The sequence below is a fragment of the Acidobacteriota bacterium genome (genome assembly GCA_039030395.1).
Lineage (GTDB): Bacteria > Acidobacteriota > Thermoanaerobaculia > Multivoradales > JBCCEF01 > JBCCEF01.
In genome coordinates this window covers 38308-64309 of sequence record JBCCEF010000001.1, presented here as the reverse complement: position 1 = coordinate 64309, position 26002 = coordinate 38308, and the positions used below count along the sequence as shown (strand labels likewise).

Annotated in this window: 25 protein-coding genes; 13 read left to right on the top strand and 12 right to left on the bottom strand. The window is 66.9% G+C overall.

Annotated features, from left to right (window positions below):
* Positions 1–25 precede the first annotated feature (25 nt).
* The 3 genes from AAF481_00275 to AAF481_00265 form a co-directional block, all read right to left on the bottom strand.
* Positions 26–559: a fasciclin domain-containing protein gene (locus tag AAF481_00275; protein MEM7479579.1), complete on the bottom strand. Its 534-nt coding sequence runs from the start codon at positions 557–559 to the stop codon at positions 26–28.
* 243 nt (positions 560–802) lie between these two features.
* Positions 803–3202: a M56 family metallopeptidase gene (locus AAF481_00270; protein MEM7479578.1), complete on the bottom strand. Its 2400-nt coding sequence runs from the start codon at positions 3200–3202 to the stop codon at positions 803–805.
* A complete protein-coding gene (locus AAF481_00265) occupies positions 3195–3611 on the bottom strand; it encodes a BlaI/MecI/CopY family transcriptional regulator (protein ID MEM7479577.1) in 417 nt (138 codons plus the stop codon). The genes AAF481_00270 and AAF481_00265 overlap by 8 nt, the downstream gene beginning before the upstream one ends.
* A 185-nt stretch (positions 3612–3796) precedes the next feature.
* On the opposite strand from AAF481_00265, the gene crcB reads away from it, so the two are divergent.
* From crcB to AAF481_00245, 4 genes are all read left to right on the top strand, one after another.
* Positions 3797–4177, top strand: a complete 381-nt coding sequence (crcB, locus tag AAF481_00260) for a fluoride efflux transporter CrcB (GenBank protein ID MEM7479576.1) — start codon at positions 3797–3799, stop codon at positions 4175–4177.
* A gap of 87 nt (positions 4178–4264) precedes the next feature.
* A complete protein-coding gene (locus AAF481_00255) occupies positions 4265–4879 on the top strand; it encodes a hypothetical protein (GenBank protein ID MEM7479575.1) in 615 nt (204 codons plus the stop codon).
* A complete protein-coding gene (locus AAF481_00250; GenBank protein ID MEM7479574.1) occupies positions 4876–7983 on the top strand; it encodes an FG-GAP-like repeat-containing protein in 3108 nt (1035 codons plus the stop codon). Before AAF481_00255 ends, AAF481_00250 begins: the two co-directional genes overlap by 4 nt.
* Before the next feature lie 179 nt (positions 7984–8162).
* Entirely contained in the window at positions 8163–8540 is a 378-nt protein-coding gene (locus AAF481_00245) for a hypothetical protein (GenBank protein ID MEM7479573.1), read from the top strand.
* 22 nt (positions 8541–8562) lie between these two features.
* Here the strand turns inward: AAF481_00245 and AAF481_00240 are convergent, their stop codons facing one another.
* From AAF481_00240 to AAF481_00230, 3 genes are all read right to left on the bottom strand, one after another.
* Positions 8563–9876 (bottom strand): hypothetical protein, encoded by a 1314-nt coding sequence (locus tag AAF481_00240; GenBank protein MEM7479572.1) that lies wholly within the window; start codon positions 9874–9876, stop codon positions 8563–8565.
* Positions 9877–10000: 124 nt separating this feature from the next.
* Positions 10001–10897, bottom strand: coding sequence for a nitrilase-related carbon-nitrogen hydrolase (locus tag AAF481_00235; protein ID MEM7479571.1), 897 nt, complete (start codon positions 10895–10897; stop codon positions 10001–10003).
* Positions 10898–10919: 22 nt separating this feature from the next.
* Positions 10920–11852 (bottom strand): DNA cytosine methyltransferase, encoded by a 933-nt coding sequence (locus AAF481_00230; protein ID MEM7479570.1) that lies wholly within the window; start codon positions 11850–11852, stop codon positions 10920–10922.
* 140 nt (positions 11853–11992) lie between these two features.
* On the opposite strand from AAF481_00230, the gene dacB reads away from it, so the two are divergent.
* Together dacB and AAF481_00220 are read left to right on the top strand one after the other, a co-directional pair.
* On the top strand, positions 11993–13456 hold the full coding sequence (dacB, locus tag AAF481_00225) for a D-alanyl-D-alanine carboxypeptidase/D-alanyl-D-alanine-endopeptidase (protein MEM7479569.1): 1464 nt from the start codon (positions 11993–11995) through the stop codon (positions 13454–13456).
* Between the two features lie 38 nt (positions 13457–13494).
* Positions 13495–14736 (top strand): PP2C family protein-serine/threonine phosphatase, encoded by a 1242-nt coding sequence (locus AAF481_00220; protein MEM7479568.1) that lies wholly within the window; start codon positions 13495–13497, stop codon positions 14734–14736.
* A 9-nt stretch (positions 14737–14745) separates the two neighbouring features.
* Here AAF481_00220 and AAF481_00215 read toward each other — a convergent pair whose 3' ends face one another.
* A complete protein-coding gene (locus AAF481_00215; protein MEM7479567.1) occupies positions 14746–15441 on the bottom strand; it encodes a hypothetical protein in 696 nt (231 codons plus the stop codon).
* 55 nt (positions 15442–15496) lie between these two features.
* Between AAF481_00215 and AAF481_00210 the strand changes: the two genes are divergently transcribed.
* Positions 15497–16123 (top strand): DNA-3-methyladenine glycosylase, encoded by a 627-nt coding sequence (locus AAF481_00210; protein ID MEM7479566.1) that lies wholly within the window; start codon positions 15497–15499, stop codon positions 16121–16123.
* A gap of 139 nt (positions 16124–16262) precedes the next feature.
* Here AAF481_00210 and AAF481_00205 read toward each other — a convergent pair whose 3' ends face one another.
* Positions 16263–17450: a hypothetical protein gene (locus AAF481_00205; GenBank protein MEM7479565.1), complete on the bottom strand. Its 1188-nt coding sequence runs from the start codon at positions 17448–17450 to the stop codon at positions 16263–16265.
* Positions 17451–17884: 434 nt separating this feature from the next.
* On the opposite strand from AAF481_00205, the gene AAF481_00200 reads away from it, so the two are divergent.
* Positions 17885–18322, top strand: coding sequence for an NfeD family protein (locus tag AAF481_00200; GenBank protein ID MEM7479564.1), 438 nt, complete (start codon positions 17885–17887; stop codon positions 18320–18322).
* A gap of 1 nt (position 18323) precedes the next feature.
* On the top strand, positions 18324–19271 hold the full coding sequence (locus tag AAF481_00195; GenBank protein ID MEM7479563.1) for a stomatin-like protein: 948 nt from the start codon (positions 18324–18326) through the stop codon (positions 19269–19271).
* 111 nt (positions 19272–19382) lie between these two features.
* Here AAF481_00195 and AAF481_00190 read toward each other — a convergent pair whose 3' ends face one another.
* The 4 genes from AAF481_00190 to AAF481_00175 all read right to left on the bottom strand — a co-directional run bounded on the left by AAF481_00190 (position 19383) and on the right by AAF481_00175 (position 23515).
* Entirely contained in the window at positions 19383–20501 is a 1119-nt protein-coding gene (locus tag AAF481_00190) for a DUF4388 domain-containing protein (protein MEM7479562.1), read from the bottom strand.
* Between the two features lie 262 nt (positions 20502–20763).
* Entirely contained in the window at positions 20764–21252 is a 489-nt protein-coding gene (gene dcd, locus AAF481_00185; GenBank protein MEM7479561.1) for a dCTP deaminase, read from the bottom strand.
* A 59-nt stretch (positions 21253–21311) separates the two neighbouring features.
* Positions 21312–22295, bottom strand: coding sequence for a class II fructose-bisphosphatase (gene glpX / locus AAF481_00180; GenBank protein MEM7479560.1), 984 nt, complete (start codon positions 22293–22295; stop codon positions 21312–21314).
* Positions 22295–23515, bottom strand: a complete 1221-nt coding sequence (locus AAF481_00175; protein ID MEM7479559.1) for an acyl-CoA dehydrogenase family protein — start codon at positions 23513–23515, stop codon at positions 22295–22297. Before AAF481_00175 ends, glpX begins: the two co-directional genes overlap by 1 nt.
* 158 nt (positions 23516–23673) lie before the next feature.
* Here AAF481_00175 and AAF481_00170 point away from each other — a divergent pair, with 158 nt between their 5' ends.
* From AAF481_00170 to AAF481_00155, 4 genes are all read left to right on the top strand, one after another.
* A complete protein-coding gene (locus AAF481_00170) occupies positions 23674–23943 on the top strand; it encodes a hypothetical protein (GenBank protein MEM7479558.1) in 270 nt (89 codons plus the stop codon).
* 213 nt (positions 23944–24156) lie between these two features.
* Entirely contained in the window at positions 24157–24981 is an 825-nt protein-coding gene (locus AAF481_00165; protein ID MEM7479557.1) for a type II CAAX endopeptidase family protein, read from the top strand.
* A gap of 46 nt (positions 24982–25027) precedes the next feature.
* Complete coding sequence (locus AAF481_00160; GenBank protein ID MEM7479556.1) at positions 25028–25522, top strand: ATP-binding protein; 495 nt, start codon at positions 25028–25030, stop codon at positions 25520–25522.
* Positions 25519–25854 (top strand): STAS domain-containing protein, encoded by a 336-nt coding sequence (locus tag AAF481_00155; GenBank protein ID MEM7479555.1) that lies wholly within the window; start codon positions 25519–25521, stop codon positions 25852–25854. The genes AAF481_00160 and AAF481_00155 overlap by 4 nt, the downstream gene beginning before the upstream one ends.
* Positions 25855–26002 lie beyond the last annotated feature (148 nt).

Genomic DNA, 26002 nt, shown 5'->3' with positions numbered 1-26002 from the left:
GCGCGACGATGCAGTGAACGGCCCGTCAGTTCGCCGCTGGCAGGAGCACCGAGTCGATGACGTGGATCACTCCGTTGCTGGCGCCGACGTCTGCCTTGACGACGGTGGCGTCGTTCACCTTGACGTTGCCGTCGACCACCTCGAAGTTCAGCGATTGCCCGTTCAGAGTCTCGGCGCTGTCCATCTTGACGACGTCCTTAGCCGGCACCTTGCCGGCGACGACGTGGTAGGTGAGGATGGCGGTGAGCTGGTCGCGGTTTTCAGGCTTGAGAAGGGTGTCGAGGGTTCCGTCCGGAAGGGCGGCGAAAGCGTCGTCCGTCGGAGCGAACACCGTGAAGGGCCCGTCGCCCTGCAGGGCGCCCACCAGATCGGCGGCTTCTAGGGCCGCCGCTAGGGTATTGAACGAACCGGCCCCGACGGCGACCGCGACGATGTCCTTGGACTCTTTCTTCTTGTGATGGCCGGCGAAGGCCGTGCTGGCCGTCAGGGTGACGCCGAGGAGGAAGATTGCGGCGGTTAGAAGGACATTACGGCGGGAAGTGGAAACAGTAGTTCTCATCGGAAACTCCTTGAGTCTCATCGGTTATCGATACTGGATTGCTGACCTAAGCTTTGGTCCCTTGGGGCGGCCGCGCCCAAGAGTGACTACATCTACCCTTTCGATCCCAGGGCGAAATCGGATGCAATCCCAATCCGTACCGAATGGGAGCCGCGGGCGGAAAAGCGGCAAAAAAAAGACGAGACGCCCGAAGACGTCTCGTCGATCCCTCGAAGGGTCAGAAGCGGGCCGCTCGGCCGGTCGCTATCCGTCCTCTTCGAATGCCTCCTCCAAGCGCCGCTCGGCCTCGCGCAGGGTGCGCTCGCGCTCTTCTAGCTCGCGTCGGCGCTGTTCGAGTTCGCTCCGTTCGGCGGCCAGGCGGCGCTCTTGCTCTGCACGGGCGCGGGCGCGACCCTCGGCCGCGCGGTCGCGGGCCTCGCGGTGCCGCTCGCGGCTCCGCTCGATCTCCTGCCGGTGGCGCTCGGCGTGTTCCCGTGCCTCGGTACGTAGCCGCTCCAGCTCCTCGGGAATCGGGCGGTGGCGCTCGGCCAGTTCCCGCGCTTCGGCCCGCAGGCGCTCCAGCTCGTCGGGGTTCGGGCGGTGCCGTGCGGCGAGGCGGCGGGCCTCCTCGCGCAGGCGTTCGAGTTCTTCCTCGGTCGGACGGCTGCGCTCGGCGATCTCTCGGGCCTGCTGCCGCAGACGCTCGATCTCTGCGTCCGACGGGCGCTCCACCTCCGCCAGCCGGCGGGCTTCGGCGACCAGGCGGTCGATCTCCGCCTGATCCGGCCGCGACCGCTCTGCCAGGCGACGGCCTTCTTCGGCCAGGCGTTCGATGGTCTCCTGATCGGGCATTGAAGCGGCGACTATGTCGGCGATGCGGGCATGGAGTTCGGCGCTCGCCGCATCGTCCCAGCCGGCATGGTCGCCGACGTGCTGCAGTTCCTCCAGGTCGTGGGTCATTTCTTGGGCCAGCTCTTGCCAATCCTCAGCGAAGTCCTGGCTCCAGTCCGTCAGGGCTTCGAAATGGTGAAAGTCGTCGGTCTCCAGGTCTTCGAGGCTGCGGTAGAGGTCTCCGATGTCCATGCCTTCGAAGCGCCGGCCGAGGTCTTCGAGCGCGCTGAAGTCCAGGGTGCTCAGCTCGACGGCGATTTCTTCCAGACCTTCGAGGTTCTCCAATCCCTCGATTTGGAGATCGTGCAGGGCTTCGAGTGCGGCCAACCCTTCGAAGCCTTCCATCTGGAACTCGAAGTCGCCCCAATCGTGGTCGCCCCAGGAGTCCACCAGGTCCTCGTCGGTGAGGTCCTCGTCCCAGCTATCGTCCCAGCCTTCGTCAACGTCGCGGGCCTCGCGCTCTTCCTGCGCCGCCATCCAGTCTTCGCCATCCTCCCCTTCGACCACCCAGCCGCCGTTGGCGTCGCCCGCGGGATCGCCCCCGGCGACGGACTCGGCGGATTCCCCCGGCTCTTGCCGCTCCGCCGCCGGTGGCGCGTCGTCGGCGCCGGCCTTCGCCGTCAGGGTGACCGCCGGCAACGCCAGCACGGCGAGGAGAACGGCCGCAATGCCCCCTGCCAGGAGCCAGCGGGAAGGCCGGTCGGCATTGGCGTCGCGGTCCAGCAGCCGCTCGATCCGCCGGCTCAGACCGGAAGGTCGCCCGACCATTCCCGGAGCGGGAACGGTCGCTGCCTCCCCGACGCTCCAGCCGGCGACGGCGGTCAGGCAGCGGGCGAGGGCGCTCGGTTGCCCGGTCTGCTGCCGGGCCCAGTCGTCGCAGCGGAACTCGGCGATCTCCTCGAGGCGCCGCCGGGCGACGCGCAGCAGCGGCTGGAAGAAGAAGACCCCTTCGAGCGACCTCATCGTCAGCAACCACAGCGGGTCATGGCGCACCAGGTGGGCCGTCTCGTGGGCCACCAGTGAGGCCTGCTGCGCCCCGTCCAGCTCCTGTGCTCGTTCCGGTAGGCAGATCTCCGGGCGAACGAAGCCCAGGGCGATCGGTACGGCGAGTCGCGGGGTGGCGGACAGGCGGGTACGACGCGGTACTTCCGGCCGCCGCAGGAGGCGTTTCAAGGTCTCGGCGGCGGGCCCCAGGCGCACCGGCTGACGGCGGTGCAGATGGTGGCTCAGGCGCAGGCCGGCGAGGGCCAGGGGCAGGCAGGCGAGAAGCGCTCCGCAAAGCCACAGGGCGAGGAGGGGAGCGGCCCAGCGGTGCCGGCGAACACCTTCCGGCGCGGCGGCCGGAGCGACCGGAAAAACGCCGGCGGTTTGCAACCGCTGCTCGCCCGACAGAGCCGCTGCCGGTGCCGCTGCCGACAGCGCGGTGGCCGGTAGGGAACCCTCGGCCGGAGCGGCTGGGAGGTTCACCGTCACCCGCGGCAGGGCGGTGAGTTCGCCGGTCGGGCGCTGGGTGTCGACGGCCGCTGCGGTCGAAGGGGCTATAGTCCACCGTGCCGTCAGCGGTTCGAGGCCAGCGCCGATCTGCAGGGAGGCGGTGACCAGAGAACCGACGATGGCGAGTCGCCAGATCGATTCTTCGAGAGCCAACCGCCGGCCGCGCAGAAGCCGCGAAAGGCCCCAGGCGACGGCGAGGAGCACGGTGCTGTGAATTGTCCAGGTGATGAGCCAGCCGGCGGCGGTCGCCAGCGGTGTTGCTTGGATCCAATCAATCACGGCCGTTCTCCTCTCGGTCGAAGCGCTCGATCATGGCGCGGAGTTGAGAAAGTTCTTGCGGGTCGACTTCGCGCTCGGCGAGTAGGTGGCTCACCACCGCCGTCACGTCTCCGGCAAACAGTCGGTCCGTGAGGTCGCCGAGCATCGCCCGGCGCACGTCCCGTTCGCTGATCACCGGTCGGTAGACGAAGCGGCGGCCTTCGGTTCTATGGGTGACTACGCCCTTGACCTCCATCTTGTTCAGCATCGTGGCGATGGTGGTCAGGGCGAGACCCCGGTCTTCCGCCAGGGCCTGATGGACCTGAGCGACGGTGGCCTCCTCGTGATCCCACAGCACGTGCATAATGGCGAGCTGGAGATCGCCGAGGTGATGGGTCGTCGGGGCATTCGGTGGGTCGGATGGGTTCATGATGGTCTCCTCGGGGCTGTGAACTACCGAGATAGTACTACCGGAGTAGTTTTGATGTCAACGATTTGGCGTAGATCCTCGAATCTAGGGATCTGCGCCCGCCGAGCGGCCGCCTGAGAAGACCGCCTCGTATAATCCGTCGATGGCCCCCGGTAACCCTGCTTGCTGCCCCTGATGATCAGGCCATGGTGAAGAACCTGCTGTGGATCGGGCTGGGCGGATTCTGCGGGGCGATCGCCCGCTGGGCCTGCGCCGGCTGGATCCAGCGGTTGAGCGATTCGGCCTTTCCCTGGGGTACTGCGGTGGTCAACGGCGTCGGTTGTCTGGTGATTGGAATGGTCGCCGGTTGGGCCGAGGGGCGGCAGGTTCTGTCGCCGGAGAGCCGGGCGTTTCTGGTGGTGGGGGTTCTCGGATCCTTCACCACCTTCTCGACCTTCGGTCTGGAGACCTGGGAACTGGCCCGAGGCGGCGGAATCTCCGCGGCCGCCGGAAATGTTGGACTGCAAGTGACGGTCGGTCTCGCCGCCGTCATCGCGGGCGCCCAGATCGGCCGTTGGCTGGCCTGACCGATCGCCAAAATTTCGGTTCCCCGTTCCCGGAGCCGGTTGCCTCGTCCGGATCGACCCCGTACTGAAATCGCCTTCTTTGCATTCATGTTTCGCTCTTCACACCCCTTCCTTCGCACCCTCGCCCTCGGCCTCTTCCTCGCCGGGGCGATGCCGACCGTGGCGGCGCCCGCGCCGGAAGACTTGGCGGCGTCGGAAACCATCGTTTCCTACACGCGAGCGGCCGGTCAGGTGTTTCGCGGCCGCTGCATCGAGGTTCGGGATACGACGGTCGAGCTGGGCGGTGGGCGGCTACCGGCGACGGCTTATGTCTTCGCGGTGATCGATGGGCTCAAAGGAGTGAGCGGAGAGCGGGTCGAGTTTCGTCAGATCGGCCGCCGCGACGGTGGACCGCAAGATCTCGGGCGGCGAGTGGGCCTGCCGGTCTACCGCCTCGGCGAGGAGTACGTGCTGTTCCTGCTGCCGCATAGCAGCGCTGGACTCACCTCGCCGGCCGGCGCGGCCGAGGGGGTTTTCGCCTTGGAAGGCGAGCTCCTCCAGCCGGTGGCGACGGGCCACGGCCTGCGCTGGAAAGGGGTCGGCGAAGCCGCCGACGCCGTCCGCCGGGGGAGTGTGTACGCTCCGGCCGCATCGATACCGGGAGCGGCCGGCCTGGACTATGCCGGCCTGCGCCGTATCGTTCTGGCGGAGGGCTCGCAATGAAAAGGGTTGTCGGCGTTTGCGCCCTGCTGCTTTTGATCGCCGGCTCTCCAACCGCCTTCGGCGGCGAGGCCGCGCACTACGACGCCGCCGGCCAGCCGGTGCTGTGGGATCCTTCGCTGCCGGTGCCCTATCGCGTGGATCGTGGCTCCCTGGGGGGCTTGTCCAACGTTCAGGCGGTGGCCCTGGTGCGGGACCTGATCGGCGTTTGGGAAGCGGTGCCCACCTCCACCCTGCGCTTCGAGCGCCTCGGTTCGACGGCGGAGGACGTGGATCGGAGCAATTTCGCCCGCTATCTCGGGGCGTTCAGCGGCCAGACGACGCCGGCCGGCGAAAACGTTGTCGCCTTCGACAGCTCCGGCGAGGTTTTCGATGCGCTGTTCGGTGTCGGTACGGGCATCGTCGGTTTTGCCAACACCACCTGGGTGGACGACGGCTCCGGGCCGATTCCGCTCTCCGGCACGGCCCCGGCCGGTGCCCGGATGGTGGAGGCGGCGGTGTTTCTGAACGGCCGTTTCATCGATGGCGCCCAGGCGCCGAATGACGACAATTTCGAGATCTCGCGGCCCGCCTTCGAGGCGGCCGTGGTGCACGAGTTGGGGCACTTCGCGGGCCTCGGCCATACGCAGGTGCGCGGCCTGGCTTACCCGCCGTTCTCGGACTTGCCGGGATTGACCGGTCCGGTGGAAACGATGTTTCCGTACATCCAGCCGAACGGCAGCCAGACCACCCTGGAGCGGGATGACGTAGTGACCCTGTCGCGCCTCTACCCGACGGCGGATTTTCTGGCGAGCACCGGTTGTGCCGAGGGATCGATCACCACTTTCGACGGCGAGCCTCAGCCGGGCATCAACGTCATCGCCACCCACCGGGACGAACCGGACGACGCTCTGTCCACCGTTTCCCTCGGCGCCGATGGCCGCTTCCGTCTGTGCGGACTGCGGCCGAGCGCACCCTACACGCTACACATCGGTGAGATCGATGCCTTCCACGCCGGCGGTAGCCGGGTGGGTCCCTACTCGCCGCCGCGCATTCTGCCCGGTCCGGCGGAGGCGTGGAGCGGCGACGACGAGGGCTTCCACGAAGCCTTCGATACCGCCGAGGTGTTCTCGGTGCAAGCCGGTGGGCTGCGGCCGGAACTGGACTTCATGGTCGAGGCGCAGGCCTGGGCGGTGATCAATCAAGAGCTTTCCGGGCAGGTCGGCCCGCTCGATGTCGCCCACGGCGATTTCGATGGCGATGGAACCCTCGACCTGGTGGGAGGGCGGACCGGCGCCATCGGCGGTGAGACCGGAAACGATGTGGTTTTTTACCGTGGGCTCGGTGGTGGCTTGTTCGACCGGCCGCGCACGGTGGCTCCCTTTCCCGGCGTTTCGCAGGTGGAGGCCATTCACCTGAACCCACAGGTCGATCGCTTTCTGGACTTCGCCGCCGCCAGCGACAGCCAGGGCACGGTGCGGGGCTTCTTGGGCGACGGTCGGGGCGGTTTCAGTACCGGGGTCGTGCTGTTCCAGCTAGACCTCGAGAACTTTGCCTCGGAGGTCACGCTCGCCGCCGGGCGGGTCGACGGCGACAACCTGGACGATCTGGTGCTGCTGGCGCGCTACAGCGACGCGGCGGCCGGGTTGGAGGTCGACACCTCGGTGATCTCCCTGCTGAACGATGGCGCGGGCAGTTTTCCGCCGACGGTGAATGTTCTGCCGAGCGCCTCGCGCCTGGCGGGGATGTCCCATCGGCGGCTGCTCCTCGGCGATTTCACCGGCGAGGGCCGGGCCGACCTGGTGTTCATCGGCGATCCGGGGGTTCGGGAGGGCGACGGCCCGGCCCTCTGGCTGATGGCCGGGGACGGCGTGGGGGGGTTCGGGTGGAATCGCGTGGCACTCGGAGCCATCGCCGAGAAGCTCGGCCGAGGCCTCGCCGCCGCCGACTTCGATCAAGACGGCCGTCTCGACTTGGCGGTCATCAGCCTAGCGGCGCCCGGCGCGCCGCCGAACTTCACTCGCAGTTGGATTGAACTGCTGCGCGGTTCCGGCGACGGATCCTTCGAGCCGATGGCTCGCTACTGGGTGCCGGAAAGCTCCCAGGATGCCTTGGTCAGCGGCGACTTCGACGGCGACGGTCATGCCGACGTGGCGAGTGCCGGCGCCTTCTACGGTCCCGGCAGGCCCGGCGCGCGGCTTACCGTGGCCTACGGCGACGGTGCCGGGGGAATCCGCGGGCGGGAGGTGGTCAGCGGGCTGGCGGAATTCCCCGGGGCCACCCCTTCGGCGCTGGCGGCGGCGGATCTGGACGCCGACGGCCGCTTGGACCTGCTGTCGAGCTCCGGCGCCCTGCCCGGCCAGGCGGAGGACCACCGGCCGCGCTGGACCTCAGTGCTGCGCCGGCCGACCGGCTGTGAACCTTCGCCCCGTCATCTTTGCCTGAGCGACCGCTTTCGGGCGGAAGTGGTGTGGCAGGACTTCGAGGGTCGGCGGGGAGGGGGACGGGCGGTGCCGATCACCGCCGATACCGGTTCCTTCTGGTTTTTCGGCCAGAACCATCACGAACTGGCCGTCAAGGTGGTGGACGGTCGCTCGGACAACGGTTTCTACTGGGTGTTCTTCGGCTCCCTATCGAACGTCGCCTTCACCCTGACAGTGACCGATACCTTCACCGGAGCGGTTCGCAGCTATCACAATCCCGGCCGCACCTTTGCCAGCCGCGGCGACACCCGAGCCTTCAGGGGCGGCGGCGAAGTCGTCTCGCCGGCGACACCGGAACCCTCGACGGTGGCTCCCACCCCCTCCCTCGCCCTGTCCGGTGGGCGGTTCGACGTGCGGGTGGAGTGGACGGACTTCAGCGGGCGCCAGGGCCTTGGCCAGGCGGTACCGATGACCGACAAAACCGGCTACTTCTGGTTTTTCGACGACTCCAACGTCGAACTCCTGGTCAAGATTCTCGACGGCCGTTCCGACAATGGCCACTTCTGGGTGTTCTACGGTTCCCTCTCGAACGTCGCCTTCACCCTGCGCGTGCTCGACACCGAAACCGGCGTCGAGCGGGTGTACGAGAATCCTTCTCGCACCTTTGCCAGCCGCGGCGACACCGCGGCCCTTCCCGCACCCTAGTCAGTCCACACCGGAAGCTCCCGCAGGGCTCCGTTCCTCCGGGCGGCTGGGGAGCGGTGGGTTGATGCCGGTGAATCCGCACTGAAAGGAGGTTCCGCTGTACCTTTTGGGGTGCAAAGTTCGGCCACGCGTCCATAGGGGACGCCGGGGACCGTACTTTTTCCACTCTGGAGGATGAGATGAAGAAGTTGGCTTGCTGGATGATCGTTGCGTTGTTCTTTCTACCCGCCGGCGTCACCCTGGCCGAGAAACCGCGGCCTTCGATCGAAAACGCGACCGAGCGGCAGGGTGCCGTTTCGGTGGGCGAGCTTTGGGCCGATTGGCTGCGGCGGGGGTTGGCTCTGTTGGGACCGATGATCGGCCGCGGGCAACACGGCCCGTTGATCGATCCCAACGGGCGGGCGCTCACCGCGAGGGACAGAGGGTCCGATAGCGCCTCGCGAGATCGGCCGATTCGTCGCGGCGAGGTGGTCCCCGACTCCATCGGCGAGGCTGGTCAACACGGACCATTGATCGATCCGAACGGTGTGGTGCCCCGGAATCGTAGAGCTCTCTAGGAAAGGGCAGCCTGCGACCCGACTAGGTGCGGGAATGTTGGATCCGCAGAGCCTCGATCGCCGCCGCGATCTGGGAGGCGGCGCTGTAGATCTCCTCCGCCTCGGTGCGAGCGAGCAACTGTACGGCGGCGAGGCTTTCCGGCTCGAGGCCCAGGTTTGCCAGCAGCGCCGCCGTCTCCCGCACTAGCCGACGGAGCCGCTGGCGGCGGCCGAGGTGAGCCCAACTCACGGCGAGATCGAGGGAAACGAGGGCGACCTCGAAGGGTAGATCCTGCTCCAAGAAGATCTCACGCACCGCAAGAAGGGTCTCCGCGGCGGCGCGGTGGTCATCGACTTCCGCCTGGAGCCGACCGGCCAACCAGCGCAACCGGAGGCGGTGCCGAAGAGGGGCGCCCAGCTCGAATACCGGTGTCGCCCGGTCGAGAAGTCGCAAGGCTTCTTGCGGCCGGCCGGCCGCCGCGAGGAAGTGGATCAGGTGCTGCAGGGCGATCAGCTTGAGGCCGCGGTCCCCGGCCTCTTCGCTCAATTCCAGGGCCGCGACGGCGCTCCTCATGCCGCGGTCCGTATCGTCCAGTTGGTTGCCGTAGATCTGGCTGAGCTGAAGCAGGGTGTGAGCGGTGCCGGCAAGATCGGAAAACCGCGACTGGAGGCGAGCCGCCCGTTCGAGCAGGGCGGCGGCTCGGTCGGGACGTTGGTCCATCCCTTCGAGGGTCGCCTTGAGCGAGGCCACCTCGGCTTCCACCAGCGGGTCGGCGCATTCCTCGCGCAGGATGCGTTCCGCCTGCCCGAAGGCGCGTCGGGACTCGCGATGATCGCCGCGCAGGCGCAGGGCATTGCCGAACTCCGCCCACGCTCGGGCGCGGGTCTCGCCGCAGGTCTCCGGATCCAGCCGCTCCGCCACCACGGTGGCGAGGCGAGCGAAGCGCAGCGATTCCGCAGCGCTTTCGTGGCGCTCGCTCCGGGCGTGGTCGATCAGGGCCTCGCACACCCCTTGACGATGGGCCCGCCGCAGGTTGGTGACCTTGAGGGCCTGGTGGGCCGCCGGTAGCTCGAGCAGGGCGGCGACCGAGGCTTCGGCCTCTTCCCGTTCGCGCTGCACGTCGACGATCCACCGCGCCGCGTGGCCGAGGGCATGGTCGACGGACCGATCGATCGCCGTCGAGAGGGTCCGCCGCGAGGGCCTCGCCGGGAATAGATGCTCCTTGAGCTGGGCAGCACAGGTGGAACAGCCGGCCACCAGATGGCGCACGGCGTGCCGCTGCTGGTTACGGCTGGCCGAACCGTCGATCAAGTCCCGCAGGAAACGCGGATGGTCTGTCGTCGAAGGTGCGGTCATCCGAGACTCTGCGATGCGGATCGCGGCTGACCGTCCCGGCCATGGGCAGATTTGGGCGCTTGCTTGATCTCGATGGGTCGGAACACGCTGAAACTATATCGAAAGGGCGATCCCGGTTCAGGGCTCAACGGTCTGCCTCGGGATCGGCGGTTGCCGCCGCCGCTCGATCGGTCCCGCCGAACCACCGTCGATACAGCTCCGGCCGCCGGTCGCCCCAGAACAGCCGCCGGCCGGCGGAGCGGTGGCGGGAGGCGAGGTCCATCTCCACCAGCACGAGGTCTTCGGCGCCGGCGGCGCCGCGGGCGAGGACGGCGCCGTCCGCCGACACGGCGAAGGACTCGCCGGAGAAGGTCAACGTGTCCTCGGCGCCCACCCGGTTGGCGAGGGCGGCGAAGTAACCGTTCTGGAAAGCGGCGGTCCGCACCTCCGCTTCGTACAGACCGTCCGGCCATTCGCCGACGGTACCGGCTTGCGGAATGACCACCAGCTCGGCCCCGGCCAGGGCGAGGGCCCGCATGTACTCCGGAAAATGACGGTCGTAGCAAATGGCGACGCCGATGCGGCCGGCGCGGGTGTCGTAGACCGGCACGCTCGGGTCGCCGCCCTGGTCGCCCGGCGCGTAGTAGTCCTTTTCGTGGAAGCCCTCATAGTCGGTGATGTGGATCATGCGGGTGACCCCCAACAGGCTGCCGTCCGCATCGAACACCGGTGAGCTGTCGAAGGTGCGTCCGTCGTCGGCGATCTCGTAGAGGTTGAACACGGTCACCAGGGAGAGTTGCCGCGCCTGGGCGGCGATCGTCTCGCTGGTCGGACCTGGAATCGGTTCGGCCAGCTTGCGCGCCGCCGATCGCCGATCGCTGGTGTCGCCCGGCAAGGCGGGGAAGAAGCGGTCGAGCACCACCTCCGGAAAGACGATGGCGTCGGCGCCGCCTTGCCGGGCGCGTTCCATGGCGGTGAGGACCTTGGCGAGATTCTCGGCGCGGTCCGGAGTGGACGAGAGCTGGGCGAGGGCGAGGCGCATGGTGGACTCCGAAATGGGCGGTTCAGCGGGATGATCGTTTTCTACCACGATCCGCGAGATCGAAGATCGGCCGGAGGACGGCCTGTACCGCCGGCACCGACAGGCTGTTGCCCACCAGTCGCCACGCCTTGTCGCGGGGAAGATCCGGCGGCAGGCGGAAGGAAGCCGGAAAGCCGAGGAGGCGAAGGATCTCGCCGGGCGAGAACCGCCGCAGGCCGTCGCCTTGTTCGAGATATGAGCCAGAGCGAACCGGAGAGCGCCCGTAGGCGGAGGTGAAGCAGGCGGTGACGGCGCCGACATCGTCGGCGGAAACCCGGTCGAGGGCGTGGCGGTAGCGGTGCGCCGTGTCCGGTGCCAGGGAGAGCGCCGGATCCGGACGCGGATCGAGGCACGAGGCGAGGGGGGTGGAGACCGGTTCGTCCCGCCAGGGGCCGAATGGGGTGTGCCGGGCGGCGATCATGTAGTACCGCGGCCGCCGGCTCGGCATCCCCAGCTCCGAAGGGCAAAGCAACCGCTCCCGGAGGTGGTAGCCGGTTTCGCCCAGTACGCCGCGCAGTCGTTTTGCGGCGCGTGAGGTTTCGAAGCCGCCGACGTTCTCGAGGGCCAGGTACCGCGGGCGCAGGGCATCGAAGCGGTCGTCCGCCAGCAGGTCCAGGATCCGCAGGAGGCCGGCGCTCCGAGGGTCGTCGAGATCGCGCCCGAGTCCCCGGCGGGTGAAGGGTTGGCAGGGCGGCGACAGCCACCAGAGGTCGGCCTCGTAGGCCGCAAGATCGTCCCCCTGCAGGCTCTCGATGGTCCGGGTAAGGGTGCGGTGCGTCGGGAAGTTGTAGCGATAGGCGCGGAGCGCCGGCTCGCTGATGTCGACCGCCGCCGCCACCTCCGCTCGTTCTCCGAGGGCCACGGCACCGCCGCCGATGCCGCAGAACAGTTCGAGGACACGCAGGGGATGGGGCATTCGTGGGTCGGCCGGAGAGAGCTAATTTCGATGAGAAAAGGGATTTTCGAGTATAGCGGGGCTTCCTTCCGCCTCGCCGACGGGATAGCCTTCGGTGAACTTTGGAGCCGTTCCGCCATCGCGCGAAGAAAGACCCGATCATGCCGCCAGCGCCCCATCCCCTCCGTCCATTCGTCGCGCCAGTCGTCGTACTGCTGGCCGCTCTCCTGGCGCCGAGCGGGATGGATGCCGCTGAGGTATCCGACGCCGTCGAGCGGGCGGTGCGCGCCGGCCGCAAGGTGGCGCCACAGATCGGCGTGCATGTGGTGGAGATCGAGTCCGGCCGGGAGGTCTTCGGCCGCCGTCCCGACGATCTCCACATCGTCGCTTCGAACACCAAGCTGGTAACCACCGCCGTCGCCCTGGATCGCCTCGGCCCCGGCTACCTGTTCGAGACCCGCTTTCTGCTGCGGGGACGGATCGAGGGTTCTTCGCTCGACGGCGATCTGGCGGTGGTGGGTGGCGGCGACCCGAACATCTCGGGCCGCCACTACGACGGCGACTCCTTCGCCGTGTTTCGCCGCTGGGCGGCGGCCCTGCGAGAGCGCGGAGTCCGGCGGGTGGAAGGGGATTTGTTCCTTGACCACGGCCTGTTCGTCGGCGACGAAGTCCACCCGGACTGGCCCGCCCGCGGACAGGATCGCTGGTACCAGGCGCCGGTGTCGGCCCTTTCCTTCAGCGACAACTGCGTTTTGGTGCGGGTTAAGCCCGGCGAGCGCGCCGGTTCCCCGGCGGCGGTGGAGCTGGTGCCGGATCTCGACCTCTTCGAAGTGACCAATCGAGCGAAGACGGTGGCCGGGCGGTCCCGCCATGGCGCCCAGATCGGCCGCCGGGCGGGCGGCGACGAGCTGACCGTGCAGGGCACTTTGACGCCCCGCGGCGGCAAGGTCGAGCGCTGGGTTTCGGTGCCCAATCCGGTGCGCTACTTCGGCGCCGGTGTGCGCACCGCCCTGGCCCTGGAAGGCATTGAGCTGAGCGGTGACCTGCGCCCCGTGAGCCACCTGCCGGGACTGCAGTGGGAAGGCGTTGCGACCCACCGCACGGACCTGCTGACGGCCATTCACGTCACCAATAAGCGCAGCCAGAATTTCTACGCCGAGAGCCTGATCAAGCTAGTCGGCGCCGTCGGCTGCGGCCAGGGCTCGTGGCATGCCGGCATCCGAGCGGCGCGCGAACTGCTGGCGGATTTCGGCATTGCTCCGGGTACTTATGTCATGGCCGATGGCTCCGGTATGTCCCGGGGCAATCGCTTCACCCCGCGGCAGCTCACCACGCTTCTGCGCTCCATGTACTTTCATCGCTGGGGGCGGGAGTTCCTGCGGTCGTTGCCCTACTCCGGTGAGCAGGAACTCTCCTGGAACGAGCGCCTGGCGGAGCCGCCGTACCTGAACAATGTGTTTGCCAAGACCGGCACCCTCTCCGGCGTGTCCACCCTGTCGGGCTACGCCAAGGGGCGCTCCGGCCGCCTCTACGCCTTCTCGATCTTGTTGAACGGCAACTCCGGCCGGCGCGCCGCCCACGACCTCCAGGACCGCATCGTGCGGGCCTTGATCGACGCCGGCTGACCCGGCCCGAGCGTGCCGCAGCCCGAAAGGACCGAATCGTGACCTCCACCCTCGCCGAGTCCCCGAAGCCCGCCAGCACCATGGACTATCGGCGGCTGATGAAGAAAGTCGAGCAGGTGGTCGCCGTCATCGAGCAGGCGGAGGATGACTGCGTCACGGTGCAGTCGTTGATGGATACCCTGCTCGAAGGCTTCCACGACGAGCTGGGCCTCACCGGCGGCCGGCTCTATCACCGCACCGGTACCTCCTATCGGCTGGAGGCGGTGTTTGGAGAGGCGTTGCCGGTGGAGGAGGATCTGAAGGTTCCGCGCGACTATCCGCCGCTGGAGAGGGTGCTGATCGACGGCACCGTGGCGATGACGTCGGACGAACCGGGCCTCGACCCGGAACTGGAAAGGCGCCTCGGGGCGCAGGACTTTGTCGCCCTCGAAGTGCGCGACGGCGAATACGTCTTGGCCTTCGACATCGATCCATCCTTCGACTCCCGGGACGTTCTTTTCTCCCTCGGCATCCTGCGCCACGTGGTCAACCAGAAGCTGCGTCAGGAGCGCATCGCCGGCATCATGCGCGAGGCGAGCAAGATCCAGCGTTCGATCCGGCCGAAAAAGGACCCGGTCTACGATCCTTTTGACATCAGCGGTGCTTCGGAAGCCCTCGAAACGGTGGGTGGCGACTATTTCGACTACATTCCCATCTCCGACAAGATCCTCGGCCTGGCGATCGCCGACGTTTCCGGCCACGGCCTGCCGGCGGCCCTGCAGGTACGCGACATCTACATGGGACTGCGCATGGGGTTGGCGCGCGACTACAAGATCGTGCGCACCGTGGAGCGCCTGAACGGCATCATCCACCAGAGCACCCTGACCAGCCGGTTTGTCTCGATGTTCTACGGCGAGCTGGAGCTGAACGGCCTGTTCATCTACGTCAATGCCGGCCATCCGCGTCCCTTCCATCTATCGGCGAAAGGAGCGGTGCGCTTCCTTTCCGAGGGCGGGCCGGTGCTCGGGCCCCTGCCGAAACCGACCTACGAGCGCGGCTACGTGGCCATGGAGCCCGGCGATCTGCTGGTGTTCTTCACCGACGGCATCACCGAAACGGTGGGGAAGGCCGGCGGCGGAGCCGAGGAATTCGGTTCCGACCGGCTGGTGGAACTCTGCCGCGGCATTCAGCATCAGCCGGCAAAGGAGATCGCCCGCGCCATCCTCGATGAAGTCAAGTCCTTCAGCGGCGCCCGGCCGGTCAACGACGACCGGACGGTGATGGTGGTGCGTCGGACCTAGTTCTAGGCGTCAAGCGCCCGGCGACCGCTGCTCCGTCGGTACGATGTCGAGTTCTTGCCGCAGCTTGATGCGGTGATCCGCCGGATAGATCCCCGAGCGGAGCTGAACACCCGGGTAGATCTGGGTGCTTCGGCCCACCACCACCCCCGGGTGGAGCACGCTGTTGCAGCCGGTCAAAACGCCGTCGCCGAGGATCGCGCCGAGCTTGCGGCGGCCGGTAGCGAGGCGTTCGCCGTCTGCCGGTAGCGAGATCTCATCGCCGTCGTGGCGAAAGTTCGAGAGCACCGTGCCGGCGCCCAGGTTGACGCCGGCGCCGAGCACCGAATCGCCGACGTAGTTGAGGTGCGGCGCCCGGGCTCCCGAAAAGAAAATGCCGCGCTTGACCTCGGTGTTGGCGCCGACGATGGCGCCGTTGCCGATCCAGCAGCCGCCGCGCAGCAACGCGCCGGGGCGGAGCAGGACATCGCGGCCGATGTAGGCGGGTCCCTCGACCACCACCCCCGGATGGATGCGGGTGCCGCGCTCGATCACCACGCGGTCGCCGTACAGATGGGCGCCGGGCGCGGGGCGCACTTCCAGCCGTTCGGAGGGCAGAGCGGCGAGGATGCGGTCGAGTGCCTCTCCGAGCAGTGCCCAGGGCTCGTCCGGCCGGTAGTGGTCGCGGAAGGGCTCCGGTACGTCGTCGAAGAGCGGTGGTAGCGTCACGCATTCCAGCCTACTACGCCGCCGCCGTGCGCTACGCAGCTCAGAGACTCCGAAAATGCCCCGCTCGTCCGCCTTCCGTGCCCTGCCGGTGGCCTTCTACCGGCGGCCGGTGGAGCAGGTGGCGCGGGAACTCCTCGGGCGCTACCTGGTGCGGCGACTCCCGGACGGCCGCCGGCTGGTGGTGCGGCTGGTCGAGGTGGAGGCCTACCTCGGCGCGCTGGACCGGGCGAGCCACGCCTGGGGTGGCCGCCGGACGGCGCGGGTCGAAAGCCTGTACCTGCCGGGAGGCTATGCTTACGTCTACTTCATCTACGGCATGCACTTTTGCCTGAACGCGGTGGCCGGCGCGGCGAACGAAGGAGGCGCGGTGCTGCTGCGCGCCGGCGAGCCGTTGGCAGGAGACGAGACCATGGCCGATCTGCGTGCCTTGCGGCGACCGCCGCGGCCCGGCGACCTCGCCGGCGGACCGGGCAAGTTGTGCAAGGCCCTCGCGGTGGACCGCGCCTTCGACGGGGCGCCCCTCTATCGGGGAGATCTGCGGATCACCGCCGGGGAGCCGGCGGAGCCGGCGGCCGTGGCGAGCGGACCGCGGGTGGGCATCGACTACGCCGAGGAGGCGGTCGACTGGCCGTTGCGATTCGCCGTGCGGGGGAATCGCCATGTGTCCCGACCGAGGCTGTAGCCTAGCTCGTTTAGGGGCGGCACCGCCGACCTACCAAACGGCCAAAGGATTCGACGATGCTCGCCCACAGCGCGTCACCAACAAAGTCCCTGGACAAGTGACTTCAGCAGCCGGTGGTGCCTGGATCCGCCGGTTCCTGTCATGGAACCGCAGCGATGATGTTCCGCAGGGCGAAGAGGCTCCCTCCGAGGAAACTCGCCAGAATCACCCCTTTGCTGCTCAATCGAACCCAGCGCTCCGCGGTGGCTTCGAGGCTGTACAGGAGGAGGAGCATCAGCAACGGCAGGAGGACCCGAGCATAGGCCCAGGGCTCGACCCAGACTTGCAGGCTAAGGAAGGTCCCTAGCAGAGCAAAGAGTCCGATCGAAGCCGCCAGTCCGTGGACGGGCCAGCCGCGCATGGCACGGGCCAGTTGGCTCAGGCCGAGGGTCAGCCCGAGGAGGATCGCCACGGCGTGGAGGCCCAGAAAGGCGCAGTCTTTCGTGAGCCGCAGGAGGTCCGTGGACCGTTCGAGCACGAGATCCATCGCCGCGAACCAGCCTTGGCCTGGGTAGGAAAAGGGAATCGCGAGAGAGAAGTGGCCGTCCGTGGCGACGGCGCGGTCCACATAACCCCACCATCCCGCCACGGTGACGACCGGCACGGCCAACCATTTTACGGCATGGCCTTTATGCCGCTCGATCAGGGCAAGGCCGATCTGCGGCAGGGCCAGGATGGCCGTTTCTTTTTGAAGAACAGCGAGGGTGAAGCAAACCGTTGCGCCTAGATCGCCGCCTCGGGAGCGGCGGGCAAGGCAGACCACCATCGCCGCCAGGAAGGAAGCCATCAGCACATCGGGGAGCATCCGCTGGAGGCAGACCAGGCCGCCGAGACCGAGTGCCCCGGCGATTCCCCACCAGGGCGACTCCCCGTGGTTCGACGAAAGGCGAGCTATCCAATAGCCCAAAGCCGCGACTCCCGCCACCAGTAGCGCGTAGAGCATTGCGATTCGCAAGGGGGCGGACCCCAGCCCAAAGCTCCAGGCGGCCAGGGACCAGGTAATACGGTGGGCGCGGTACTCGGCGTCGTCTAGGGCCTCGACCATGCCGGTGGTCAGAAAGGGATCGAACGCTAGCGCGAGGAAGAACTGACCATCGTAGCCAGAGGAGACCTGAACGGCGACGGGGAGGGGCCAAGCCACCTCCCCGCCACGTTCGCCCACCAGAAACGGCCCCGTCCAATCTCCGTCGTGGGTTCGGAACACCCCTGCGCCGATCACCGCCAGCGCGACGAGCGCGACCACTGCGGCAACCACCGCCGGCCTGCGAGCACCCGATCCCTCAGGCATTGCACGGCCGGATTCTGAACGGCTTACTGCTAGGGCTGATAGCAGGCATTGTGGGGAATCGGGCTGTTCGGGAACTCATTGGTCTGCTGCCCCCAGTTCAGGATCGCTCCGGTCGGACTGCGGTGTTCCTATCGAAGGATTCCGCGGTTTCTCCCGAACCAGTACCGCTCTACATGCCCGTTGTCGTGCTTGATGATGGAGTCGATGACCCCGAGGGAACCGCCGTAGTTCCAGTTCGGGGCGAACTCTACCAGCGATTTGTAGGTGGCACAGTGGGGCGGGCTGGAGCCGGTGACGGCGTCGTTCCCGCCTCGGATCTGAGATGATCGGATAAAGGAATGTGCTGCAATCTCAGTCCGTAGGATGGGTTCTGAGGGGTGACCTCCGAGCGACTGGCAAAACCACGCTAGGACTTCGAGAAGGAGAGAGACCGCATGGAATGGTGGATTTGGATGGTCATCGGTTTGGCACTGCTGGCCGGCGAGATCATGGTGCCCGGTGGGGTGGTGATGATGTTCTTCGGCATCGCGGCGCTCTTGGTCGGGCTGCTCCAGGCGGTCGGTCTCGCCGACGCCCTGTGGCTGCAGATGCTCCTCTTCTCGGTGTTTTCGGTGGTTTCGCTGCTGACCCTACGGGGGCCCATCGTGCGGCGCATGAAGGCGGCGGTGCCGGAAGCGAGCACGATGGACAACCTGGTCGGCGACCCGGCGACGGCGCTGTCGGAAATGCCCCCGGGGGCCGTCGGCAAGGCCGAACTGCGGGGCTCCGTGTGGCGCGCCAAGAACGCCGGCGGCGGAACCTTGCGGGCCGGCGAGACCTACTTTGTCGAGAGGGTCGACGGACTCACCTTAATGCTTCGGGAAGGGAGCTGACATGACCGCTACTGCCATAGCCTTCGGGGTGCTGGCCCTGCTCGCCATCATCGTCATCGCCAAGACGGCGACGGTGGTACCGCAGCAGAACGCCTACGTCGTGGAGCGCCTGGGACGCTACCAGCGCACCCTCGATGCGGGGTTCCACATTCTGTTGCCGTTTTTGGACGTGGTGCGCTACAAGCACTCGCTCAAAGAGCACGCCATCGACATCACCGAGCAGATTTGCATCACCCGCGACAACGTGCAGGTGGGGGTGGACGGGGTTCTGTATTTGAAGGTGATGGATGCGCGGCGCGCCTCCTACGGCGTCAACAACTATCTCTTTGCCATCTCGCAGCTCGCCCAGACGACGCTAAGGAGCGAGATCGGCAAGATCGACCTCGACCGTACCTTCGAGGAGCGCACGACGATCAATGTGGCGGTGGTCACGGAGCTGGACAAGGCGTCGGATCCATGGGGCATCAAGGTGCTGCGCTACGAGATCAAGAACATCACCCCGCCGCAGGACGTGCTGGCGGCGATGGAGAAGCAGATGCGCGCCGAGCGCGAGAAGCGCGCCGTGGTGCTGACCTCCGAGGGTGAGCGCGACGCCGCCATCAACCGCGCCGAGGGCGCCAAGCAGCAGACCATCAAAGAGTCCGAAGCGGATCAGCAGAAGCAGATCAACGAGGCCAACGGTGAAGCGGAGGCGATTCTGTCGATCGCCCGGGCCACCGCCGAAGGCATCCGGGAGGTGGCCGCGGCGACCCAGGAGCCGGGCGGCTACGAGGCGGTCCAGCTGCGGGTGGCGGAGGACTACATTCAGCAGTTCGGCGAGCTGGCGAAGACCAACAACACCCTGGTGCTGCCGGCCTCGGTGTCCGACGTGGGGTCGATGATCGCCCTGGCGATGAACGTCATCAAGCAAGGCTCGCCGGGAAGCGAGATCCCGGAACCGCCGAGATAACTCTTGCCCCTGCGACCGAGCCCGAAGGGCGAGGGGGGCGCCTAGCCCCCCTGCAAGAAACAAGTAGCAGGCCTGCTGAAAAGATCCGCGAAGCGGTCCTTCAGCAGCCTGCTACTCGTCCAAGGTGATGTGGCCCTCGCGCGCCAGCTTCCAGAACACCAGCAGCGCGTCGAGGGCCGGCATCGGGCTGATCTTGACGATCGCCTTGATGTCGTAGTTGCCGTCGATGCGGCTCAACATGAAGCCTTCCTGCGGGCTGATCTTCGACGAGGTGAGTTCTTCCAGGCTGACCGCCAGCCGCGGTACCGCGGTGTCGTGGAACCCCTGGTCCGCCAAGGCGTCGCGGATCTCCCGCTCACCGGCCTCCGCCGCCTGCCGCACGCTGCGGCTTTCCGGCTCCAAGCTGCTGGCGGCGCGCAGGTGGCGCATGGCGTCCTCGTAGCGCTTGTGGGAGAGGTGGCTCTTGCCGGCGTCGAGCAATGCTTGAGCGCCGATCTCCAGATTCGCGCCGCCGCCGGAGGCCGTCCCCTTCCAGCGCGGCGAGATGATCTTGAGGGTCTTTTTGCGTACCTGGTCGAGCAGGGTCTTGCAGGTGTGAAACTCACTGGAGTGGGTCTGCAGGCAGATCTCCGCCACCGTCCGCTGGTCGTCGATCAGGTCGAGGATCTTCTGCACCGCCGGCTGGTCGGACTTCTGCATTGTGCCCACCGACACGGGGATCGCGTCGAGGGACGGGATGAAGTCCCGAATCCGCCGCCACTCGTCCACCCGCCGCACCCCTTCGAGGATGATCACCGTGACATCGAGGTCGATGGCGATCATCGGGTTCTTGGCCTGCTCCCCTTCGATGAACCGAAACTCCCCTTCGGGCCAGGTGAAGATGTCGAAGATCGACTCCTGGGCCTTGAGGCGGAGGAGTTTGTGCAGCGCTTCCTCCTCGATGGCTCCGATGGTCACCAGGATCTTGCCGAGGAGCATGCCGGTGCGCTCCTGCATTTCGATCGCCTTCGCCAGTTCCGTCTCGTCGATCAGGCCGCGGCTGACCAGGAAATGCCCGAGGTGTTCCTTTTCGTCCGTCGAGGCGGACGAGATGACCCGGCCGGCGCGGAAGTAGATCTTCTTGGTGACCCGCTGGCTGTCGATCACCAGGGTTCCGGTCTTGTTGCTCTGGGAGAGCCATTGCAGCAGCTCGGCGAGCTGCATCGTCTTGAGATTGCCGGTGATGCTCATCGCTAGGTCGCAGGGGCCATCGGATTATAGCCCCCGCGGTGGAGAGGTGCCGGGGTGTTGCGGCGGAGCGACCCTAGCCTGCCTTTCTCACCAGCGACCGTAGCGAGAGGCCGTAGGCCGTTGAAGCTGCAAGGCATCCGTGGGTTCTGCGAGGAAGGCGTACCTGCAGTACGTTGAGGAGCAGGTTCCGCGGATAACGCAGCAGATTCAGTGGCATACGGCCTCGCAGTAGGTTGCTGGTCAGAAAGGTAGGCGAGTGCTCTCAGCGGCGGGCCGGCGTAGTGCCCTGCTGCCCCTGGTAGTGGCTGGAAGAGCCGGGCTCTCCGTAGGCCACGTCGGGTTCGCTTTCCATGGTGATGAAGATGAGCTGGGCAATGCGGCGGCCGGCGTCGAGCACGAAGGGCTCCGGTCCAAGGTTCTGGAGCTCGAGGGTGATGTTGCCCTCGAAGCCGGGGTCACACCAGCCGGCCAGGGAATGGTTGATCCACAGCCGGCCGAGGGTGGACTTGAGCTTCAGGTCGCAGGCGACGAAGCGCGGAATGCGCACGTATTCGAGGGTCGACGCCAACACCACTTCGCCTGGGAACAGCTTGACGTGGGGCGACTGGAACTCCTCCGGATCGCGCGTCGGGCAGATCCAGTGGTCGCACAGCCGCACGTCGAAGCTGGCAGAGTTGACCTGCGCCGGCTCGTAGGGGTTCACGCCCCCTTCTTCGGCCCAGCGGCGGATCCAATGGTCCGGTTTGATCATCGAAGGTCCCTCGGCAGATCAGCAGTACGTCAGTTCAGGAAAACAGTCCGACCGATCCCTCAGTTCAGGCGGATCGGGGTGGCGCCGTCCGCACGATGGATGGTGTCCACGAAGCGGATCATGTGACGGGTTAGGGACATGAAGAGCGTCGAAGTGCGCGAGCCGCCGCCGAAAAATCGCACCCCGTCGAGCAGCTCACCGTCTGTCACGCCGGTGCAGGAGAACAGGATCTGTTGCCCCGGAGCGAGGTCTTCGGTTTGGTAGATGCGGTCTAGATCGGTAATGCCGTGGGCGTCCAGGCGTTCGTTCTGGTCCGGCGACAGGGCCCGCAGGCGGGCCTGGATCTCACCGCCGAGGCAGCGCAGGGCGGCCGCCGCCAGCACCCCTTCCGGCGCGCCGCCGATGCCCATCGCGGCGTGGACTCCGGTACCGCGCACCGCCGCCGCGATGCCGCCGGAGAGATCGCCGTCGCCGATCAGCCGGATGCGGGCGCCGGCGGAGCGGATGTCCTCGATCAACTGCTCGTGGCGGTCGCGGTCCAGCACCACGATGGTCAGGTCGCTCACCTCGCGCTCGAAGGCGCGGGCGATGTTGCGCAGATTCTCGGCCACCGGTGCGTCCAGATGGATCTGGCCGCGGGCCGTCGGGCCGACGACGATCTTGTCCATGTAGACATCCGGCGCGTTCAGCAGGCCGCCGGGCTCCGAGGCCGCCAGCACCGCCGTCGCGTCGTTGGTGCCGGTGGCGCATAGGTTGGTGCCCTCCAGCGGATCCACCGCGATGTCCACATGGACCGCCCCCTCGGTGCCGTGACCGCGCCCCAGCTCCTCACCGATGAAAAGCATCGGCGCTTCGTCCCGCTCGCCCTCGCCGATGACGATGCGGCTGGCGATCTCCAGAGCGTCGAGTTCCCGCCGCATGGCCTCCACGGCCACCTGGTCGGAGCGCTCCCGGTCGCCGAACCCCATGGTCTTGGCGGCTTCGATGGCCGCCTGTTCGGTCACCCGGACGAAGTCTTGCTCGAAGGCGCGGTCGAGGCTCATCAGCGAGCCTCGCCGGCCATCGCGGGCCGCCGCTTGACCGGCGCCTCGGGCGGATTGAAGGCGGGGATGCCGGTGATCGCCTCACCGAGAATCAGGCCGTGAATGTCGTGGGTACCCTCGTAGGTGAAGACCGACTCGATGTTGAGCATGTGGCGGATCACCGGGTAGTCGTCCACAATGCCGTTGGCGCCCAGGATGTCGCGCGCCAGGCGGGCCGACTCGCGCGCCACCCACACGTTGTTTCGCTTGCCCATGGAGATGTGGTGGTGCTTCACTCGGCCCTGGTCCTTCAAGCGGCCGATCTGGAGCGCCAGCAACTGTCCCTTGGTGATCTCCGACAGCATCCACACCAGTTTCTCCTGCACGAGCTGATGGCAGGCGATCGGCTGGCCGCCGAACTGGATACGCTCCTTCGAGTAGTCGAGGGCCGTGTGGTAGCAGTCCATGGCGGCGCCGAGGCCGCCCCAGGCGATGCCGTAGCGCGCCTGGTTCAGGCACATCAGGGCGTTCTTGACGCCTTCGGTCTTGGGCAGAATGGCGTCCCCCGGAATGCGGCAGTTGGTAAAACCCAGCTCCGAGGTGACCGAGGCGCGCAGCGAGAACTTGCCGTGCTGGTCCGTGGCGGTGAAGCCGGGAGTGCCCTTTTCCACCAGGAATCCGCGCACCCCGTCGTCCGTCTGCGCCCACACCACCGCGATGTCGGCCAAGGTGCCGCTGGTGATCCACTGCTTGGCGCCGTCCAAGATCCAGTCGCCGCCGTCGCGCCGGGCGCGGGTGCGCATGCCGCCGGGATTGGAACCGAAATCCGGTTCTGTCAGGCCGAAGCAGCCGATCGCTTCGCCGCTCGCCAGGGCCGGGATCCAGCGGTCTTTTTGCTCCTGGGATCCAAAGGTGTAGATCGGGTACATCACCAGGGCGCTCTGCACCGAGATGAAGCTGCGAAGCCCTGAGTCGCCGCGCTCCAGCTCCTGCATGATCAGGCCGTAGGCGACGTTGTTGAGGCCCGGCAGGCCGTACTCGTCGATGGTGGCGCCGAACAGGTTGAGGGCGGCCATTTCCGGCACCAGCTCGATGGGGAAGCGCGCGTCGCGATGGCACTCCTCGATGATCGGCATGATCTTGTCGTCGACGAAGGCCCGGACGGTGTCCCGGGCGAGACGCTCTTCTTCCGAGAGCAGGGCGTCGATCTCTATAAAATCCAGGCCGTTGAAACGACTCACAGGGGAACCTCCTTGAGGGTTCCGCGCGCCGGCATCGTAGGAGCGGCGGCGGATTTCGGAAAGCGGAATCTCTTTGAGTCCTCCGGCGCATGGGGGCGCAGAGGCGATGGATACGCTACCACGGGGCCGCTCACTCCGGTAGCGCTATCATCCGGCCTATGGGCAACTTTCCCGGAGGTAGCGCCTACGCCATGGTGCGGGAGATCGCTGAGGGCTATTTCTCGGTCACCGAGCGCACCTTCACCCGCATGACCCGGCCGGAATTGGACAAGCTGCGCTTCGAACTGGACCGGCTGCTGCGAGAGATCCGGGGCAACCAACCGGCCCTCGAAGATCTGGCGGAAGTGCAGAAGCGAAATCGCCGCATCCTGCGCATCAACACCGCCAACATGGTGCTCCGTAGCTACCGCATGAAACGGAAGATTTAGGGCTGAAAATTTTGTTTTTTCAGCCCTAAATCTTTCTGTCGTCGCTCGGGGGGCTAGAGGCGCCCCCCTTCGCGCCCTGACGGGCGCTCACCCCCGTCCTCGGCGGCTGACGCCGCCGACTTGCCCATTCGGGCTCGGGGCGTGCTCCCGTCGTTGTTGATGGGACGGCTCACTCGGATTCCCTTGCCGGGAAGTTTCTAGCATCGCCACTCGATGATTCTCTCCCTGTTTCGGATGCTGGCCCCCTTCGTCCTCACCGTCGGCGTGGTGGTTTTGGTGGAGGCGCATCTGCGCCGCTTGGCCTATGCGCTGCCGCCGGGCCTGGCGGTGCCCGGGCGGCGAGCGGTGGCCGTGGCGCTGCTGGCGATGTTTCTCTATGCCGTACAGTTTGCGCCGCTGGCGGTGCCGGCGGAGGAGATGGTGTTCGACGCGGAGCGGGTCGGCGCCGTCAGCCTTTTTCTGCTGCCGTCGTTGATCGGGGTATTTCTGATCGTCTGGGGCCTTCTTGCCTGGGCGGGGTTCGATGGCGGCTGGCGCGGGGCGCTCAGGGAATTGCGGCTCCTCGCCCGGCGGCCGCTGGCGGAGATCGGCTACGGTTTTCTTTGGGGGGTGGTGGGCTGGGGAGCGGTGCTGGCCAGTTCGCTCGCCCTCTATTCCATTCTGGGCGAATTCGGGGTGGAGCCCGGTGGCCCGCCGGATCTGGTGGTGATGTTGGCCGGCCAGTCGGTCGCGGTGCGCCTGGCCGTGAGCTTGTGTGCCGGGGTGTTCGAGGAAGCGTTCTTTCGGGGCTTTCTCCAGCCGCGGGTGGGGATCGTGCTGTCCACCGCTCTGTTCGTCGCCGCCCACGCCGCCTACGGCTCGCCGCCGCTGCTGCTGGGAGTGACCGTTCTTTCACTGATCTATGGATTTTTGGCTCGCCGCCGCCGGACGATCCTCGCCTCCATTACGGCCCACGCCCTGTTCGACGGCATCCAGCTCCTGGTGGTTCTGCCGGCGGCGCTAAAGGCGGCGGATCTGGTAGCATTCTCAGGTGGTTGAAGCAACACATTCGGTATCGGACGCGGGCAGTGCGTCGGCTGGGTCGATGGCTTTTCATCTCGCCATCGGTAGCCGCTTCGAGAATGTGGAGATCGTGCAGGTGGTGCTCAACGATGCCCTCGAGCGCCTGGGGGTCGGTGAAGATTCCCGGCACTGGATCGATCTCGCCGTTCGAGAGGCCGTCGCCAACGCCATCAAGCACGGCAACCAGTGCGATCCGGCCAAACGGGTCGAGGTGGAGGCGCGGCTCGAAGACCACACGGTGGTGGTGCGGGTCGAGGATGAAGGGCACGGCTTCGATCCGCGCTACGTGGAGGATCCGAGAGCACCGAAGAACCTTCTGCGGCCGAGTGGCCGGGGGATTTTCTACATCGAGAAATTCATGGATGGCGTCGACTGGGAAGTCGGGGCGAGCGGCGGAACGGTACTGGTCTTGCGCAAGCGGATCGAGCCGGACTCCGGCGACTCGGCTGCCGACGGACCGCTCGCCGCGACCATGCCACCGGCAGAGAACCGGCGGCCAAAGGGGAGAGAGCAATGAATATCACTGCACGGCATCGTGACCAGGTCACCATTCTCGACGTTCACGGCAAAGTCACCATCGGCGTGGGCGACGTGGCGATGCGCGAAGCGGTTCAAGAAGCGATCAACGCCGGCGCCAAGAACATCTTGATCAACCTGGGCGACGTTTCGACCATCGATTCGTCCGGCATCGGTGAGCTGGTGAGCATTTTCACCACCGTCACCAACCGTGGCGGCAAGCTCAAGCTGGAGAATCTGCCGCCGAAGATCGCCGATCTGATGCAGGTGACCCAGCTCATCACCGTCTTCGAGACTTTCGACAACGAAGACGAAGCCATTCGGTCCTTCTAGCAGGCCCGCTGAATAGGCTTCGCCCATGTTTTCAGCAGGCCTGCTAGATTCGTTTGCCAGGGGGGCTCGGCGCCCCCCTCGCCCTTCGGGCTCACCCCCATCCTCGGCGGCTCGCCGCCGCCTTGCCCTCCGGGCTCGGTCGCATGGT